16 protein-coding genes are annotated in these 17427 nt (G+C 70.9%); 7 read left to right on the top strand and 9 right to left on the bottom strand.

Translation table 11 applies throughout. The annotated features are described in order from the left end of the window. The first annotated feature begins 25 nt into the window (after window positions 1-25). The 4 genes from GQ56_RS0100160 (at window position 26) to GQ56_RS43705 (ending at window position 4314) form a co-directional block, all read left to right on the top strand. Complete coding sequence (locus tag GQ56_RS0100160) at window positions 26-1267, top strand: multidrug effflux MFS transporter (protein WP_031396722.1); 1242 nt, start codon at window positions 26-28, stop codon at window positions 1265-1267. 123 nt (window positions 1268-1390) lie between these two features. Further along, the gene (locus GQ56_RS0100155) at window positions 1391-2071 is read left to right on the top strand and encodes a response regulator (protein WP_031396721.1); all 681 of its coding nucleotides are present in this window, start codon (window positions 1391-1393) and stop codon (window positions 2069-2071) included. Window positions 2072-2474: 403 nt separating this feature from the next. Then, window positions 2475-3872, top strand: a complete 1398-nt coding sequence (locus GQ56_RS0100150; protein WP_031396720.1) for a sensor histidine kinase — start codon at window positions 2475-2477, stop codon at window positions 3870-3872. A gap of 241 nt (window positions 3873-4113) precedes the next feature. Beyond that, the gene (locus tag GQ56_RS43705; protein WP_152601577.1) at window positions 4114-4314 is read left to right on the top strand and encodes a hypothetical protein; all 201 of its coding nucleotides are present in this window, start codon (window positions 4114-4116) and stop codon (window positions 4312-4314) included. A gap of 61 nt (window positions 4315-4375) precedes the next feature. Here the strand turns inward: GQ56_RS43705 and GQ56_RS0100145 are convergent, their stop codons facing one another. The 8 genes from GQ56_RS0100145 to GQ56_RS0100110 all read right to left on the bottom strand — a co-directional run bounded on the left by GQ56_RS0100145 (window position 4376) and on the right by GQ56_RS0100110 (window position 12471). Further along, complete coding sequence (locus tag GQ56_RS0100145; protein ID WP_031396719.1) at window positions 4376-5242, bottom strand: MOSC domain-containing protein; 867 nt, start codon at window positions 5240-5242, stop codon at window positions 4376-4378. 90 nt (window positions 5243-5332) lie between these two features. Then, window positions 5333-6286: an ABC transporter substrate-binding protein gene (locus tag GQ56_RS0100140; RefSeq protein WP_031396718.1), complete on the bottom strand. Its 954-nt coding sequence runs from the start codon at window positions 6284-6286 to the stop codon at window positions 5333-5335. A gap of 37 nt (window positions 6287-6323) precedes the next feature. Further along, the gene (locus GQ56_RS0100135; RefSeq protein WP_031396717.1) at window positions 6324-7523 is read right to left on the bottom strand and encodes a c-type cytochrome; all 1200 of its coding nucleotides are present in this window, start codon (window positions 7521-7523) and stop codon (window positions 6324-6326) included. 50 nt (window positions 7524-7573) lie between these two features. Then, window positions 7574-8380 carry an ABC transporter ATP-binding protein gene (locus GQ56_RS0100130; RefSeq protein WP_031396716.1) on the bottom strand — a complete coding sequence of 269 codons (807 nt, stop codon included), beginning with the start codon at window positions 8378-8380 and terminating at the stop codon, window positions 7574-7576. Beyond that, a complete protein-coding gene (locus GQ56_RS0100125) occupies window positions 8374-9471 on the bottom strand; it encodes an ABC transporter permease (RefSeq protein ID WP_031396715.1) in 1098 nt (365 codons plus the stop codon). Before GQ56_RS0100125 ends, GQ56_RS0100130 begins: the two co-directional genes overlap by 7 nt. A 4-nt stretch (window positions 9472-9475) precedes the next feature. Further along, window positions 9476-10498 carry an ABC transporter substrate-binding protein gene (locus tag GQ56_RS0100120; protein ID WP_031396714.1) on the bottom strand — a complete coding sequence of 341 codons (1023 nt, stop codon included), beginning with the start codon at window positions 10496-10498 and terminating at the stop codon, window positions 9476-9478. A gap of 31 nt (window positions 10499-10529) precedes the next feature. After that, entirely contained in the window at window positions 10530-11369 is an 840-nt protein-coding gene (locus tag GQ56_RS0100115; RefSeq protein WP_031396713.1) for a class II aldolase/adducin family protein, read from the bottom strand. A gap of 16 nt (window positions 11370-11385) precedes the next feature. Beyond that, window positions 11386-12471, bottom strand: a complete 1086-nt coding sequence (locus GQ56_RS0100110) for an LLM class flavin-dependent oxidoreductase (RefSeq protein ID WP_031396712.1) — start codon at window positions 12469-12471, stop codon at window positions 11386-11388. 302 nt (window positions 12472-12773) lie between these two features. On the opposite strand from GQ56_RS0100110, the gene GQ56_RS0100105 reads away from it, so the two are divergent. After that, entirely contained in the window at window positions 12774-14099 is a 1326-nt protein-coding gene (locus GQ56_RS0100105) for an acyl-CoA dehydrogenase family protein (RefSeq protein WP_031396711.1), read from the top strand. A gap of 55 nt (window positions 14100-14154) precedes the next feature. Here GQ56_RS0100105 and GQ56_RS0100100 read toward each other — a convergent pair whose 3' ends face one another. Beyond that, entirely contained in the window at window positions 14155-15129 is a 975-nt protein-coding gene (locus GQ56_RS0100100; protein ID WP_200877961.1) for a LysR family transcriptional regulator, read from the bottom strand. Between the two features lie 17 nt (window positions 15130-15146). Here GQ56_RS0100100 and GQ56_RS0100095 point away from each other — a divergent pair, with 17 nt between their 5' ends. After that, window positions 15147-15713, top strand: a complete 567-nt coding sequence (locus GQ56_RS0100095) for a cysteine dioxygenase family protein (RefSeq protein ID WP_031396709.1) — start codon at window positions 15147-15149, stop codon at window positions 15711-15713. 82 nt (window positions 15714-15795) lie between these two features. Further along, a complete protein-coding gene (locus GQ56_RS0100090) occupies window positions 15796-17421 on the top strand; it encodes a rhodanese-related sulfurtransferase (protein WP_031396708.1) in 1626 nt (541 codons plus the stop codon). Window positions 17422-17427: the final 6 nt, after the last annotated feature.

Here is a 17427-nt window from a genome sequence, read left to right as displayed (position 1 = left end):
ATTCGACCGGAGACGGACCTCCCGCATGAAGACGCGTTCCTTGCCCCACTGGGGCTGGCTGTTCCTGTTGATGCTCGTCGTGTGCCTGCCGCGCGTGACGATCGATGCCTACCTGCCGTCGCTGCCGGCGATGGCGGACACGCTGCACGGCACCGACGCCCAGTTGCAGCTCACGCTGACCCTCTACATGGTCGGCTATGCGCTGTCGATGCTCGTGTCGGGGCCGTTGTCCGACCGATACGGCCGCCGCCCCGTCCTGCTCGGCGGACTATGCGTCTACGCGATCGCGAGCGTCGGCTGCGCGCTGTCGGACAGCATCGCGACGCTCGTCGTCGCGCGCATCTGCCAGGCGCTCGGCGGCTGCTGCGGCACGGTGATCGGGCGTGTCATCGTGCGCGAGCGCTATCCGGCGGCGATGCAGGCCACGATGCTCGGCCGCATTTCGGCCGGCATGGCGCTGTCGCCGGTGCTTGCGCCGCTGGCCGGCAGCGCGATCGCCGAGGGGCTCGGCTGGCACGGCGTATTCGGCTGCCTCGCGGCGGGCGGGGCGGTCGCGACGGCGATGGTGCTGCGCTACCTGCCCGAGACTCGCGAGCCCGACGCGCGGCGGCCGGCGGGCCCGGGCCCGGGGCTGCTGCGGACGTATGCGGGCCTGCTGCGCGAGCGCCGCTTCCTGCGCTATTCGCTCGCCATCAGCTTCGCGTACTGCACGTATTACCCGTTCATCGCGGAATCGTCGACGCTGTTCCAGCGGCAAATGGGCGTGTCCGGCCCGGTCTATGCGGCGATCTTCGGGCTGACCGTGCTCGGCTACCTGATCGGCTCGAACCTGTTCGCGCGAACCGGCGGCCGCTGGCAGGCCGATTCGGCGATCGCGGCGGCCGCCGGCGTCAATCTGGCGGGCGCCGCGGCGCTGTGGGCGGCCGGCACGTTCGCCCCGACGGCGGCGGCGGCGCTCGTCGTGCCGATGTTCGTCGTGATGATCGCCGTCGGGATCGCGATTCCGGCCTGTCAGTTTGCGGTGATGCAGCCGTACACGACCATCGCCGGCACGGCGTCCGGGCTGTTCTTCTTTATCCAGATGTCGATCACGGCCGCGTGCGGCGGCGTGCTTGCATGGCTGTCGGACGGCACCGCGCGCCCGATGATCGCGGTGACGGCCGCCGCGAGCGTCGCGTTCGTGGCGGTGGTCGTCGGGCTGCGCGAGCCGCGCGCGGCCGGCGAGGCGCGTTTCGGGGCGCGCAATCGTCCCGCCGCGGACCGGTGAACCGGCGGGCGGACGCGAATGCGGCGCGCCCGCGCGGGCGGCGCAACCGGTGTTTTCGCGAGGCGTCGCCATGGAAAGGATCATGTAATGTAGCGGCCTGTCGCTGACCTTACCGGACTCCCCATGCGTGTGCTGCTCGTCGAAGACAATCCGAACCTCGCCCAGTCGCTGCATGACGCGCTGAGCGCGGCGCGCTTCGCGGTCGATCACATGGCGGACGGCGAGGCGGCCGACCACGTGCTGCGCACGCAGGATTACGCGCTGGTGATCCTCGATCTCGGGCTGCCGAAGCTCGACGGGCTGGAAGTGCTGCGGCGGCTGCGCGCGCGGCGCAATCCGGTGCCGGTGCTGATCCTGACCGCGCACGGCTCGGTCGAGGATCGCGTGAAGGGGCTCGATCTCGGCGCCGACGACTATCTCGCGAAGCCGTTCGAGCTGACCGAACTGGAGGCGCGCGCCCGCGCGCTGATCCGCCGCAGCCTCGGCCACGAGCATGCGCGGGTCGAATGCGGGCCGCTTTCGTACGACAGTATCGACCGCAGCTTCCATCTCGCGGGCGAGCCGCTGTCGCTCACGCCGCGCGAGCGTTCGGTGCTCGAGGTGCTGATCCTGCGCAACGGCCGCGCGATCAACAAGGAAACGCTGTCGGAGAAGATTTTCGGGCTCGACGAGTCGGTCAACGCCGATGCGATCGAGATCTACGTGTACCGGCTGCGCAGGAAGCTCGAGAACACGGGCGTCGCGATCGTCACGCTGCGCGGGCTCGGTTATCTGCTGGAAGCGAAGGCGGGGACGGCGGAGTGAACGGCCCCGACGCCCGCTTGCGTTGGATGGGACCGGAGTGCGTGCCCAAGCGCCACTCCGGATCGACGGCTTTGCATGGGACCGGAGCAAGCGCCGAAGGCGCTAACTCCGGATCGACAGCTTTGCATGGGACCGGAGTAGGCGCCAAAGGCGCTAACTCCGGATCGACAGCTTTGCATGGGACCGGAGTAAGCGCCGAAGGCGCTAACTCCGGATCGACGGCTTTGCATGGGACCGGAGTAAGCGCCAAAGGCGCTAACTCCGGATCGACACGTTCGCGGCTCGCCGGCGGGGCGCATGCCGTCCACGGCCGGCTTTGTGAAGCCGGCCGGCTGCGCGGGCGCAAAGCGATGCTCCGAGAATTCGCCGCGGCGCCCCTTCGGGCGGCCCGGCGGGACGCATGATGCTCCGCCCGAACCTGCGAACCCAGGTCGCGCTGTGGCTGCTGCTGCCGCTGCTCGGCCTGCTCGCGCTCGACTCGTGGCTCACCTACCAGCGCGCGATGAGCGCCGCGCACGTCGCGTTCGACCGCACGCTGTCGTCGTCGCTGAAATCGATCCGCGAAGGCGTGCGGCTCAATGACGGCGAGATCGAGGTCGACCTGCCGTATCTCGCGCTCGAAATGCTCGAATCGAGCGACGGCGGCAAGATCTACTACCTGATCCGCGAGGACAACGGCCACACGATCACCGGCTATCCCGACCTGCCGCTGCCGCAGGGGCGCGCCGCGGGCGACGGCGCACTGTTCGTCACGCGCTACTACGACGTCGTCTATCGCGGCGAGCAGTTGCGGATGGCCGCGTTGCGCATTCCGGTACACGACGTGCCGACCGCGCAGTCGCGCATCGTGTGGGTGATGGTCGGCGAGACGATCGAGGCGCGCCAGGCGCTCGCGCGCGAGATCCTGATCGGGTCGCTGCTGCAGGAAGGGCTGCTCGTCGTGCTCGCGCTCGGGATCGTGTGGCTCGGCGTCGGGCGCGGGCTGCGGCCGCTGAACCGGCTGTCGGCGACGGTCGCCGCGCGCAGCGAGGACGACCCCACACCGCTCGACACCGGCGCGATGCCGAGCGAACTCGCGCCGCTCGTCGAATCGATCAACCAGTACATCGGCCGCACGCAGCGGATGCAGGTCGCGCGGCGGCGCTTCTTCGCCGATGCGGCCCATCAGTTGAAGACGCCGCTCGCGGCCGTGCAGGCGGGCGTCGAGCTTGCGCTGCGGCCCGACGAGCAGCCGCGCGCGAACGGCCACCTGCGGCGCGCGAACGGTGCGGTGCGGCAGGCCGCGAAAATCGTGCAGCAGTTGCTGTCGCTGTCGCGGCTCGACTCGGACAGCGGCCATGCGGTCACGCACAAGCCGGTCGCGCTGCACCGGCTCGCGCGCAGCGTGACGCTCGACTGGTCGCCGGTCGCGCGTGCGCGCGGCATCGATCTGGGCTTCGAGCACGAGGCCGACGTCGACGTGCACGGGCAGTCCGATCTGCTCGGCGAGCTGATCGGCAACCTGATCGACAACGCGATCCGTTACGCGGGCGACCGGGCGGTGATAACCGTGCGCGTGTCGCGCGACGGCGAACACGCGCGGCTCGACGTGCTCGATAACGGGCCGGGCATTCCGGCGGACGAACGTGACGCGGTGTTCGAGCGTTTCCACCGCGGCAGCAAGACGCAGACGGTCGAAGGAACGGGGCTCGGGCTGTCGATCGTGCGCGAGATCGCGCGCGTGCATCAGGGCGGCGTGACGCTCGCGGATGCGGCGGGCGGCGGGCTGGTCGTCACGGTGGCGCTGCCGGCCAGCCTTTAGGAACACCTTCCGCAACGGGTTGCCCGGGGCGACGGCGGAGATGCCCGCCGGCGAGGTTCGATAAAATCGGAACTATTAATTATAAGAATTAATGTTTTTATAATATCCGGGCATGCTGTTATTTATGGCAGACAAAAATCATATTAACCGGCCTATGCTGAATGGGCCGTTTGATATGCGGCTTCGTTTCGATGATTCGTGAGTGAGCCTTGATTTTCCACAATTAAATGAGGACAAGGTCATGGCCACGACACTCGATGCAGAAGTTTTGCCGGAGATTTTCGTCAAACGATTCAGGATCAGCGGTGGGCACGTCACGTCAGGAAAGGGACAGGTGCCCGCCATCCACTTTGTCGCCGCTTTTCACCCGGAATTCGATCATCCGCAAGGCTCGGGTTCGCTGCAGGGCTCCGGTACGATTATCTGGGCGCATCGCGGTTAATGAGCGCATGCGCCACTTTCCGATTCAGCGCGTTGCGCCGCGCATGCGGGTTTGCGATTGTCTAATCGCCGAACCCGATTTCCGCCTCGAGCGCCTGCCCGACCTCCAGAAAGCGCCCCGCGCCGCGCACGACGATCGCGTTGATGCCGAACGTCAGCGCGCCATCGAAGTTGGGGTTCGCGCGATAGGTCTGCATCGTGTCGGTCGGCTCGTGCGGCCACGCGGGATCGGGCGCGCCGGTGACCTGGTCGATCGTCGGCATCGGGCAGCGTGTGCACAGCTTCACGAGTCGCAGTCGCACGGCCGCCGCACCTCCGGTGTCGAGGTGCTCGATGAAATCCTCTTCGTACGCGTCGAGATCCGACACGACGATGTTCGGGCGGAAGCGGTTCATCGGAATCGCCGGGGCGCCCTTGGCGGCGAGCCGCGCGTTCAGGTCGTCGAGCGACGACTGGCCGATCACGAGCAGCGGGTAGCCGTCCGCGAACTGCGTGTGCGTGTCGATCTCGCCGGTCCACTTGCGATTGCAGCCGCGCCGCGCGTCGGGCCCGAAGCGCGCGAGCTTCGCGGGCATGCCGAGGAATTCGGTGAGCCACGCGGCCGTTTCGGCGCCCGTGTCGATCGCATCGACGGTGTCGCGCCACACGGTTGCGGCCATTTTCGGCGTGGCGGGCGACACGTCGCCGTCGAGCGGCGTGCGGATCTCGCGCATGCCCGGCGCATTCAGCACGAGCGCATCGCTGTCGAGCGAGGTACGGATCAGCGCGAGGCGCGGGTGCGTGCGCTGCGTGATCATCTGGCCGTCGGGATGCGTGATCAGCCAGTGACGGTCGTATGCAAGGCCGGTTTCGAGTAACTGCGCGCGCGACAGCGCGATGCCGGCGCATGACTTGATCGGGTAGACGAAGAGTTCGGTGATGGCGGGCATGACGCTGGCCGATGGCGGGATGGTCGAATCGCGATTGTGCCAGATCGGGCCGGCGCCGGTGCGGCGGTCGGCCGCCGCCGCACCGGCCCGTCAGGCGAGCGGGAAGCCGGTGTCGAAGGTCGGGCGCACGTCGAGCGGCTGGCGCAGCAGTCCGGCCTTCAGGTAGAAGTCGGCGGTACGCTGCTGTTCGGCGATGACGCTTGCGTCGAGCGGCAGCCAGCGCGTGTTGCGGCGCTCGAACTGCAGCTTCGCGGCGGCCGGCGGAATGCCGATGATGCGGGCGAGCGTCGCGGAATAGGCGTCCGCGTGCCGGTACGACCAGGTTTGCGCGCGCACGACGCGCTGCTGGAAATCGCGCAGCACGTCGCGCTTCGAGGCGATCGCCGCGTGGGTGGCCGCGAGATAGCTGAGGCCCGACCACAGCCCGCGGCCGTTGACGAGCACGCGCGCCCGCCCGCTCGTTTCGGCGAGCGCGGTGTAGGGCTCCCAGGTTGCCCACGCGTCGATCGAACCGGTGGCGAGCGCAAGCATCGTGTCGGCCGGCGGCAGGAAGCGGAACGACACCGCATCGGGCGGCAGGCCGGCCGCGTCGAGCGCCTTCAGCGTGACGAAATGGCCGATCGAGCCGCGCGTGGTGCCGATGCGCTTGCCCTTCAGGTCGGCCGCGCCGTTCAGCGTCGCGTCGGGCCGCACGAGCACGGCCGTGCCGTACGGATCGGAGCGGTTCGCGCCGATCACCCTGATGGCGGCGCCGGATGCGAGCGCGAAGATCACCGGTGCGTCGCCGATCGGCCCGCAGTCCACGGCGGCCGCGTTCAACGCTTCGGCGAGCGGCGCGGCGGCCGGGAACTCGGTCCACGCGATGTCGTACGCGAGGCCGTTCAACTCGCCGGCGGCTTCGAGCAGCGCGCGCAGTCCGCCTTTCTGATCGCCGGCGCGCAGCAGCGGCCGCGCGCCCGATTGCGCGCGCAATGCGGCCGGGGCCGCGGCGATCGTGGCGAGGGCGCTTGCCTGCGCGAGGAAATGGCGTCGGGTCGGATTCATCGTGTCGTTCGGTCGTTCGAGAAAGCAGTTCGGAAAGTCAGTGCGCGAGCCCGGCCTGCACGTCGCGCACGGGCTCGGCGTCGACGCGCAGCAGCAGCGCGGTCAGTGCGTCGGAGTTCGCGGCCGGCGCTGCGGGCGCGGTCGGCCCGGCCGGCCGTGCGGCCGCATCGGCGCGGCACAGCAGGTCGGCATCCGACCAGCCGGCGCTGCCGGGCAATGCGCGCGCCCGCAGCCAGCCGCGGCGGTCGGCAAGCAGTTGCGTGCCGCCGAGCGCCTCGGGCGCCACGCCCGCGATCGTCGCGAACGCGAGCCACGCGTCGGGCGTCGCCGCGACGCAGTTCGCCCGCGTGCCGGTGGCCGGCGGCACGGGCGCGCCGCGCGCGGTGACGAGCAAGGTCTGCCAGCGCGCATCCTCGGGCGGCGGCGCGGCATCCGGCGCAAGCGCGACGATGCGCACGCGCTGGCCTTCGCGCCAGCGCTCGAGCGGTTGCGGCGCGGCGGCGCCGCAACGCACGTCGAGCGCGGGCAACGGCACCGGCACGGGCCACGCGCCCTCGGCTTGCGCGCCGCTGCCCGCGGCCAGCGCTTTCAGGTAGTCGAGCACGGCCCACGTGTCCTGCGCGTCGAGCGTCGCCGCGAAGCCGGGCATCGTCGATGCGCCGCGTTCGTCGTGCGTGCCGTGGCGTACGCGCCAGAACAGCTCGCCGTCGAGACGACGGGCGAGCAGCGTACCGGCGAAGGTCGGCGGCCAGTGCGCGAGCGTGGCGGCGAGCGGCCCTTCGCCGCGGCCGTCCGCGCCGTGGCAGGCCGCGCAGTGTTGCGCATACAGGTGTGCGCCGCGCATCACGTTCGCCACCGAGAACGGCGCGGGATCGCGCTGGAAGCTCGTCGGCACGGCGGGGGCGAGCCACAGTGACGACGGCGGCCACGGGGCGAACCATGCGGCGGCGAGCGCCGCGAGCGCGGAGGCGACACGCAGCCGGCGCGAAGCGAGCGCGACGAAGCCGAGCACCGCCGCGAGCGCCGTCGCCGCGAACGCACACGCGAGTTGCCGCGTGAGTCCCGCATCGATGCGCAGCGTTTCGAGCGCGACGCGATGCAGCCACGGCCACGCGGCCTGGCCGTCGGCGTCGCCGGTCAGGCCGACCGCATGCAGCACGCGCGCCAATGCCGTTTGCGCGCGATACAGCAGTTGCAGGAACGCGAGCGCCCAGTCGGAGAACGGCGGTGCATTCATCGCGTGCGTCTCCGCCGGGCAGCGGCCGATCGTCGAACCGCACCGCGCATCTACCAGCTCGCATCGAGTCCGAGATGGCGCAGCGCCTCGTGGCGCAGCGCCGCGAGGCGCGGGTCGCCGCGATGGCGCGGGTAGGGCAGGTCGACGCGCAATTCGGCGACGATCCGCGCCGGGCGCGGCCCGAACACGATCACGCGCTGCGCGAGGAACAACGCTTCCTCGACGTCGTGCGTGACGAGCAGCGCGGAAAACCCGTCGCGCTGCCACAGCGCAGTGAGTTCGGCCTGCATCGTGAGCCGCGTCAGCGAATCGAGCTTGCCGAGCGGCTCGTCGAGAATCAGCAGGCGTGGATCGTTGACGAGCGCTCGGGCGAGCGCGACGCGCTGCGCCATCCCGCCGGACAACTGATGCGGGAACACGTTCGCGAAATCCTGCAGCCCGACGCGCGCGAGCGCATCGTCGACGCGGTGCTGCGCGGTGCGCGCCACGCCGCGCGCCTCGAGTCCGAGCGCGACGTTCGCACGCACGCGCCGCCACGGGTACAGCGTCGGATCCTGGAACACGACGATGCGCGACGGATCGGGCTGCGCGATCGGCGCGCCGTCCTGCGCGATCGTGCCTTGCCGCGCGGCGTCGAGGCCCGCGACGAGGCGCAGCAGCGTCGACTTTCCGCAGCCGCTCGGGCCCAGCAGCGCGACGAATTCGCCGGCCGCGACCGACAGCGTGACGTCGTCGAGCACCGGCAGCGGGCCCCCGGGGCCGTCGAACGCATGGCTCACGCGGCGGATGTCGATGCGTGCGCCGCGCGGCGTGGCGGCGGCAACGGACGGTTCTTCGAGTACGGCGGCGCTTACCATTTGACGGTTCCCTTCTGCCACGCGAGCACACGGTCGCGCACCGCGAACAGCAGCGCGATCAGCCCGGAAAACAGCAGCGCCATCACGATCAGCGCCGCATACATGTTCACGTACGATGCCCAGCCCTGTGCCCAGCTGAGATACCAGCCGAGCCCCGACTTGACGCCCATCATCTCGGCGACGACCAGTACGGTGAACGACGCGCTCAGCCCCATGAAGATGCCGACGAACACGTGCGGCAGCGCGGCCGGAATCGCGACGCGCAGCACGAGGAAGCGCGCGTTCGCGCCGAGCGTGCGCGCGACGTCGTAGTACTGCTTGTTCACGCTCGCGACCCCCGACCAGGTGAGCACCGCGACCGGGAAGCCGGTCGCCAGCGCGATCAGGAACGCGGCGGCCGAGTAGCTCGACGGGAAGAAGTAGAACGTGAGCGGCAGCAGCGCGGTGGACGGCACGGGGCCGAGCACACGCAGCACCGGATGCACCCAGTAGCCGATCCGGCGCGACCAGCCGATCGAGACGCCGACCGCGAAACCGACCGCGACGCCGTACGCGAAGCCGAGCGCGAGCAGCTTCAGCGTGTTGCCGGCGCTGCCGAGCAGGCGCGGCCAGTCGTCGACGTACACCTCGATCAGCGCTTGCGGCGGCGCGAAGAACGGCGTCGGCAGCCAGCCGGTCTTCGCGGTGAGGATTTCCCAGGCGGCGAGCACGAGCGGCAGCGCGACGAGCCACGGGCCGGCCGGGCGCACGCGCGCGAGCCGCGTGCGCGTCGCGGGCACGAGATGGCCGAGCGTCGCGGCGGCGAGCAGCAGCGCCGCGACGGTCCACGCGGCCGTGCCGAACGTATCGGTGTACGCCCAGTCGCTGAAACCGACGATGCGGTTCGGCCACAGGTGCGTGAGCGCGCCGAGCGCGGCCCAGGCAAGCGCGGCGGCGAGGCCGGTCGGCCAGAAGCGCGCGCGGCGGGCGTCGGCCGCCAGCGTGGCCTCGCAGGCCGTGCAGGCGTCGCGGGCCGCGGAAGGGGCGGCACTGCCGCCGGCCGGCGCGGCGGCTCCGGCGCGCGAGGGGGGAGCGTGTTCGATCGTCGACATCGCGTCACCCCAGCACGTTTGCATAAACCTGCTGCGCGAAGCGCTGCGGGTCCGTGCTTTTCTTCAGCACGTTGATGCGGCGGAAATCGTCCGCATAGAACGCGATTTCCTGCTGCAGGTCGACGTTGGTCGGGTGGTGCGTGTAGGTGAGCGTCGCGTAGAGCTTGCGCAGGTCGTCGGGGCTGATCTTCGGCGAATACTTCGCGAACACCTTCGCGGCTTCGTTCGGGTTGTCGTGCGTGAACTCGGTGGCCTGCACGATCGAGCGCGCGAGCGCGGCGGCCGACGGCCGGTCGTTGCGCACGAGGTCGCCGCGCGCGCCGATCACGCAGCACACCTTGCGCGCGTATTCGCCGCTGAGGTTGGTCGCGAGTTCCGTGTACGCGCCGTTGCTGCGCTTCTCGAGCAGATAGAGGTTCGGGTCGCCGTCGGCGATCGCGTGGATCTCGCCCTTGTCGACCGCGACGCCGAGCAGGTCGGCCGGATACTGCCGCCACGTGATGTCGCGCTCGGGATCGATGCCGTTCTTCGCGAGCAGGATCGAGAAGAAATGCTTGCCGGGCGCGGCCAGGTCGCTGACGCCGACCGTCTTGCCCTTCAGCGCCTGCAGCGTCGTGACGCCGGCCGCCTTCGCGCCGACGAGCCGCACGCAGCCGCCGTGCGAGCTGCCGATGATCTTCACGTCGAAGCCGGCTTCGAGCGGCTTCAGCCAGCGGTGGATCATCCCGACCGCGGCATCGGCCTTGCCGGTCGCGATCGATTCGAGCAACTGGTCGGTCGAGCCGCTGTAGTTGATCAGGTCGACCTTCAGGCCGTTCTTCTCGAAGAAGCCGCGTTCCTGCGCGACGACGATCGGCGTCAGGCAGAACGCGTTCTGGTTCCACGCGAACGTGAGCTTCTTCAGCGGCGGCGCGGACCAGGCCTTGCGGCCGAGCGTGATCGCCGGCGCGGCGAGCGCGGCGGCGCCTGCCGCGCGCAGCAGCCTGCGGCGGGTGTCGTCGGGCGCGGGTGCGGTGGTGCGGGTCATATCGTCGGTCTCCGGTCGTGCGGGATGGCGTTCAGTCGAGCAGGTCGGGTTCGTCCGCGACGACGCGCGCGAACAGGCTGTCGAATGCATGCAGCGCGCCGTCGGGGCCGCCGATCTGGCCGTGCGTATGGCGCGCGGTCGCGTGGTCGATCGGCTGCGGCGTGCCGGCCGCCTCGGCCAGCAACTGCGTATGCGCGGCGTTGTCGAGCGCGAGGTACCACCAGGCGGCGGCCTCGACCGTCGGGCCGGCGGTCAGGATTCCGTGGTTCTTCAGGATCGCGCCCTTGTGCGTGCCGCCGTCCGGCTTCGCGAGCGCGTGGGCGATCCGTGCGCCTTCGCTCGTGTCGACGACCATCCCCGTGAAGTCGTCGAACAGCGCGTGGTCTTCGTAGAACACGCAGGCGTCCTGCGTGAGCGGATCGAGCGGACGGCCGAGCGTCGACCATGCCTTGCCGTAGGTCGAATGCGTATGCGCGGCGGCGACGACCTGCGGATGCGCTTCATGGATCGCCGCATGGATCGCGAACGCGGCCTTGTTCAGCGGCCGCGTGCCGATCGCCGTTTCACCGCGGGCGTTGACGAGCAGCAGGTCGGACACCTTGATCTGCGAGAAATGCACGCCGAGCGGATTCACCCAGAAGTGGTCGGGCAGTTCGGGATCGCGCGCGGTGATGTGGCCGGCGAGGCCTTGCGCGAAACCGGCGCGCGCGAACAGGCGGAACGCGCCCGCGAGCCGTTCCTGCCGATGGCGGCGTTCGGCGGTGACGTCGGCGCGCGGCGCGGGCGGGTCGAACCAGAAGTGCTGGCGTGGCGTGTCGGCAAGGACGAGGCCCGACGCGGTGCGCTCGGGCGTGGACAGAACGGCGGACATCGTGTGGGTCTCCGGATCAGGCGGCGTGGCGGGCCGCGTCGCGCGCGGCGACCGCATCGCGCACGCGCGGAATCAGTTCGCGGCCATAGTCGATCGCATCCTCGAGCGGATCGAAACCGCGGATCAGGAAGGTCGTGACGCCGAGGTCGTAGTAGTCGAGCAGCGCGTCGGCGACCTGTTCGGGCGTGCCGACGAGCGCCGTCGAATTCGAGCGCGCGCCGGTGAGCTTCGCGATCTCGGTCCACAGCCGCTTGTCGACGCGCGAACCGCGTTCGGCGGCCGCCAGCAGGCGGCGCGCGCCTTCGCTCTGTTGCGGGCCGCCGGCGCCGAGGCCGGCCGCTTCGCGCAGCCGGCGCGTTTCGTCGAGGATGCGATGCGCGCGCGCCCAGGCTTCGTCCTCGGTCGCGGCGAGGATCGGGCGGAACGACACGGAGAAACGCACCTGTCGGCCGTGCCGGGCGGCTTCGGCGCGCACGCGCGTCGTCAGGTCGCGCACCTGGTCGAGCGATTCGCCCCACAGGGCGTAGACGTCCGCGTGCTTGCCGGCCACCGCGAGCGCGGCTTCCGACGCGCCGCCGAAGTAGATCGGCACGTGCGGCTGCTGCAGCGGCTTCACTTCCGAAAAGCCCTGCGTGAACCGGTAGTGCGCGCCGTCGTGATCGAACGGCTGCGTCTCGGTCCAGATCCGCCGCAGGATGCCGAGGTATTCGTCGGTGCGCGCATAGCGCGCGTCGTGGTCGAGGAAGTCGCCGTCGCGCTGCTGCTCGGCGTCCGAGCCGCCGGAGATGAAGTGCACGGCGAGCCGGCCGCGGCTGAACTGGTCGAGCGTCGCGATCTGCCGGGCGGCGAGCGTCGGCGCGGTGAAGCCAGGACGATGCGCGAGCATGAAATGGATGCGCTCGGTCGCGGCCGCCGCGAATGCGATCGTCAGCGTCGCCGACGGCCCGGTCGAGTGATGCGGCACGAGGATCCGGTCGAAGCCGGCCGTCTCGTGGGCGCGCGCAAAGTCGCGCACGTAGTCGGGGTCGACCGTCGGGCCTGACGGCGGGTGGATTTCCGACTGCTTCTGGCTCTGGATCATGCCGATGAATTCGACGCTCATCTGGGTCTCCGGTGCAGGGACGTCCCGGCACGCGGCCGGGCAGGAATGGAGCGCAGGTTAACGCCGGGATCATGCGGAACGGAAATAATCAATCCCGATTTGAATATCAGATTTGCATGGTTTGGGCGCGTCCGGGCAGCGCATACGCTGTGGGCTCGCGAACGATCGGGCGCGCGGGCGCCCGCGCGTTCCGTCCGTTTTGCCGGTTCCGCGGGCGGCCGCGCCGCGCGGCGCTCGATCGCCGCGGTTGCGGCCCTTGCCGTGCTTGCCGCCTATCCGTCCGACCCAGGGAATTCGTCTCGATGTCCGCCAGCCTTGCCGCTTCCACGCCCTTGCCGCAGCCGCCGTCGCTGCGCCTTCTGCCCACCGACGATGCCGACGACGCACGCATCGCCGCGCTGCTCGACCGCCTCGCGCCGGAGCTGGCCGCCGATGCGACCCGCAACGACGTCGACGGCCGTTTCCCGCACGAGAACTTCGCGCGGCTGCAGCGCGCGGGGCTGATCGCGCAGGTCGTGCCGCGCGAGCACGGCGGCGCCGGCGCGACGCTCGCGCGGGCGAGCCGGATCGTGGCCGCCGTCGCGCACGCGGACCCGGCGACCGCGCTGGTCTTGACGATGACCTATCTGCAGCATCGCGCGCTCGGCCGTGCCGACAACCGCTGGCCCGCGCAGGTGCGGCGCGCGGTGTTCGACAGCGCGGTGTCGCACGGGGCGCTGATCAACGCGCTGCGGGTCGAGCCCGCGCTCGGTTCGCCGTCGCGCGGCGGCCTGCCGGAAACCGTCGCGCGCCGCGACGGCGACGGCTGGCGCCTGTCCGGCCACAAGCTGTACAGCACCGGAATCCCGGCGCTGCGCTGGCTGGCCGTGTGGGCGCGCACCGACGAGCCGCAGCCGCGGGTCGGCGTGTTTCTCGTGCCGCGCGACCGCGACGCGGACGGCGATCGCATCCGCGTGATCGAAAGCTGGAATCACCTCGGCCTGCGAGCGTCAGGCAGCCACGAGGTCGTGTTCGACGACGTGCGGCTGCCGGCCGATCACGCGGTGGACGTCCGCGCGCCGGACGCCTGGGCCGTTTCGGCGGCAACCCATGCGGATGCCGACGCGCAGGCCGACCAGCAGGCGTGGATGGTCGCGCTGCTCGGCAGCCTGTACGACGCGGTGGCGCGCGCGTCGCGCGACTGGCTGACCGGGTTCGTGACGACCCGCGCGCCGAGCGGGCTGGGCGCGCCGCTCGCGACGCTGCCGCGCGTGCAGGAGGCGGTCGGCGAAATCGAGGGCTGGCTGCATGCGAACCGCGTGCTGCTGGACGACCACATCGCGCGCACCGATGCGGGCCACGCGCCGCCGGTCACGACGAGCGGCCTCGTGAAGCGGACCGTCACCGAGCATGCGATTCGGGCGGTCGAGCAGGCGCTGAAGCTGTCGGGCAATCACGGGCTGAGCCGGACCAACCCGCTCGAACGCCACTATCGCGACGTGCTGTGCAGCCGCGTGCATACGCCGCAGGACGACGCGATCGCGGTGGCGGCCGGGCGGGCGGTGCTGGAAGCGGTGAGCCGGGACGAGACGACGGCAGCGGGCGGGGTGCCGGGCCGCGAGGCCGGACGCGGTCGAAGCGATGCATGAGCCGCGCCGGGCGGCCGCATGGGCCGGCCGGGCGGGGCGCTGCCGCCCCGCCCGGTCACGCCGCCTTGCCTTGAGCCTGCTCGGGCAGCGCGAACGCCGTGCGCGCATGCGCGGCGACGGCCGCGAGCGGCGCACCGAAACGGGCCGCATCGGGCCGGCGCAGCAGCCACAGATCGACCTGCGGCTTGAAGTCGGCGAGCGGCACGATGTCGAGCGCGTCGCGCAGCGGGCTGCCTTCGACGAGCGGCAGCGGCATCAGCCCGATGCCGAAGCCGTTCGCGACGCTCTGCAGTTGCAGGTCGCGGCCGTAGGTGTCGAGCGTGACCGGCATCGGCAGGCCCTGCGCGTCGAGCGCGCGCCGCAGGCCCGCGCGAAAGCCGCAGCCGTCGGGATTGAGCACCCAGCCGCGCGCGTGGCAATCGGCGAGCCGGTAGCTGCGCCGCGGCCAGTCGCCCTTGCGGCCGACCGCGACGAGCCGCGTGGCCAGCAGCCGTTCGCCTTCGACCTGGGCCGGCAGCGCCATCTCGCGCGCGAGGAACATGAGCGCCGCATCGAGTTCCCGGCGGGCGACGCGCTCGACGAGCATGCCGCCCCACGCGGTCGTGACCTGCGTCGCGAGCGCGGGCCATTGCGCGGCGAGCTCCGCGATCAGCGCGGGCAGCATCAGCTCGCCGAGCCCCTGCGTGAGCCCGATCCGGAATGCGCCGGCGGGCGGCTGCTCGCCGGCCGTCAACTCGCGCAGCGCGTCGACTTCGCGCAGGATCGCACGACACTGCTCGAAGACCTGCCGGCCGATGTCGGTCGGGCGCGGCGGTTTCGTGTTGCGATCGAGCAGGATCACGCCGAGCGCTTCCTCGAGATTCTGGACGCGCCGCGTGATCGCGGGCTGCGTCATGCCGAGTTCGGCCGCGGCCTGGCTCAGGGTCTGGCAGCGGACGACCGCTGCAAAAGCATCGATATCGCTAATTTTCATGTTTGTTCTGCATGGTCTTTCGGGTGCATCATGACGATCCATCATATTCGGCATCATATTCGAGGAGCCAGCCGATGAGTACGCTTTCGCTGCATCGCACGCCGCTGCGTCCGTTCGTCGACGGTCTGGGCACGCTGCTCGCGTCCGGCGCGAACGAGGCGCGCATCCTGGACGAGGCCGGCGCGTTGCTCGCCTCGCTGGTCGAACGCGACGACTGGCTGCCCGACGCGTTCGCCGAGCCCGATCCGGCGCGCTACCGGCAATACCTGCTGCATCTCGATCCCGACGAGCGGTTTTCGGTCGTCAGCTTCGTGTGGGGGCCCGGCCAGACGACGCCGATCCACGACCACACCGTGTGGGGGCTGATCGGGATGCTGCGCGGCGGCGAGTACTCGCAGCCGTACCGGTTCGACGCGGCCGGCCGGCCCGTGCCGGCGGGCGACGCGGTGCGGCTGCAGCCCGGCGAGGTCGAGGCCGTGTCGCCGCGCATCGGCGACGTCCATCGCGTGACCAATGCGTTCGCCGACCGGGTGTCGATCAGCATCCACGTGTACGGCGCGAACATCGGCAAGGTCGAGCGCGCGGTGTACCTGGACGACGGCACCGTGAAGCCTTTCGTATCGGGGTATTCGAACGCCTGACGCTGGGCCCGCGCAGGCGGGGCCATGATTCGACCGTTCCGCATTTTTTCAACGACATCAACGTATTCGAGACACAGACACCGTGACGCAATCCGCCGATTCCACTTCCCGCTTTCCCGTCGCGTCGTACCAGGAGGTGCGTGCGCGCCTGCTGGCCCGCGACGAGATCGCGCTGATCGACGTACGCGAGGAAGATCCGTACGCGCAGGGCCACCCGCTGTGGGCCGCCAATTTTCCGCTGTCGAAGCTCGAACTCGACGCGTGGACGCGGATTCCGCGCCGCGATACGCCGATCGTCGTGTTCGGCGAGGCGGGCGGCGAGGATCTCGCACCGCGCGCGGCCGCGCAGCTCGCGCGACTCGGCTACACCGACGTGCGGCTGCTCGACGGCGGCCTCGCGGGCTGGCTCGCCGCGGGCGGCGAGCTGTTCATCGACGTGAACGTGCCGAGCAAGTCGTTCGGCGAATGGGTCGAGGCCGAACGGCATACGCCGTCGCTGTCCGCGCAGGAGGTGCAGGCGCTGATCGACGCGAAGGCCGACGTCGTGATCGTCGATGCGCGCCGTTTCGACGAATACCAGACGATGAACATCCCGACCTCGACGAGCGTGCCGGGCGCGGAACTCGTGCTGCGCGTGCGCGCGCTCGCGCCGGACCCGGCGACGCAGGTGGTCGTCAACTGCGCGGGCCGCACGCGCAGCATCATCGGCACGCAGTCGCTGGTGAACGCGGGGCTGCCGAATCCGGTCGCCGCGCTGCGCAACGGCACGATCGGCTGGACGCTGGCGGGGCAGACGCTCGAGCGCGGCGCCGCGCGACGCTTTCCGGACGACATCGACGCGACGCAGCGCGCCGAGGCGCGCGCGGCGGCACGCGCGGTGGCCGAACGCGCGGGCGTGCCGCGCATCGCGCTGGCGGACGTCGCCGCGCTCGACGAGCCGGGCCGCACGCTGTACCGCTTCGACGTGCGCACGCCGGAGGAATACGAGGCCGGCCATCTGCCGGGTTTCCTGAGCACGCCGGGCGGCCAGCTCGTGCAGGAGACCGACCATCACGCCGCCGTGCGCGGCGCGCGGATCGTGCTCGCCGACGACGACGGCGTGCGGGCGGACATGACCGCATCGTGGCTCGCGCAGATGGGCTGGGACGTGCGGGTCGTCGAGCCGGCCGGCGCGCAGGCGTTCGGCGAGCGCGGCCAGCCGCCGCGCGACGTGCCGGCGACGCCGCCCGTGACCGACGTGTCGCCCGCGACGCTCGCGGGCTGGCTGAAGGAGGCCGCGCCCGGCGAGCTTGCGATCGTCGACGTGACCGCCAGCGCGAACTACGTGAAGCGCCACGTTCCGGGCGCGTGGTTTGCCGTGCGCGCGCTGCTGCGCGACGCGCTCGCGGCGATTCCGCCCGCGCGGCGCTACGTGTTCACGTGCGGATCGAGCCTGCTCGCACGCTTCGCGGCGGACGACGCCCGCGCGCTGCTGCCGGCGTCCGCCGGCATTGCGGTGCTGACCGGCGGCACGGCCGCCTGGATCGAGGCCGGGCTGCCGCTCGAAAGCGGCGAGACGCGCCTCGCGTCACCGCGCATCGACCGCTACCGGCGCCCGTACGAAGGCACCGACAACGCGGCCGCCGCGATGCAGGCGTATCTCGACTGGGAATACGGGCTGGTCGACCAGCTGAAGCGCGATGGCACGCATCACTTCAACGTGATCTGACCGCTG

The sequence above is a fragment of the Burkholderia paludis genome (assembly GCF_000732615.1).
In the GTDB taxonomy this organism is placed as follows: domain Bacteria; phylum Pseudomonadota; class Gammaproteobacteria; order Burkholderiales; family Burkholderiaceae; genus Burkholderia; species Burkholderia paludis.
Note: the sequence above shows the minus strand (reverse complement) of the source record. Positions and strands in the feature narration are given on the sequence as shown.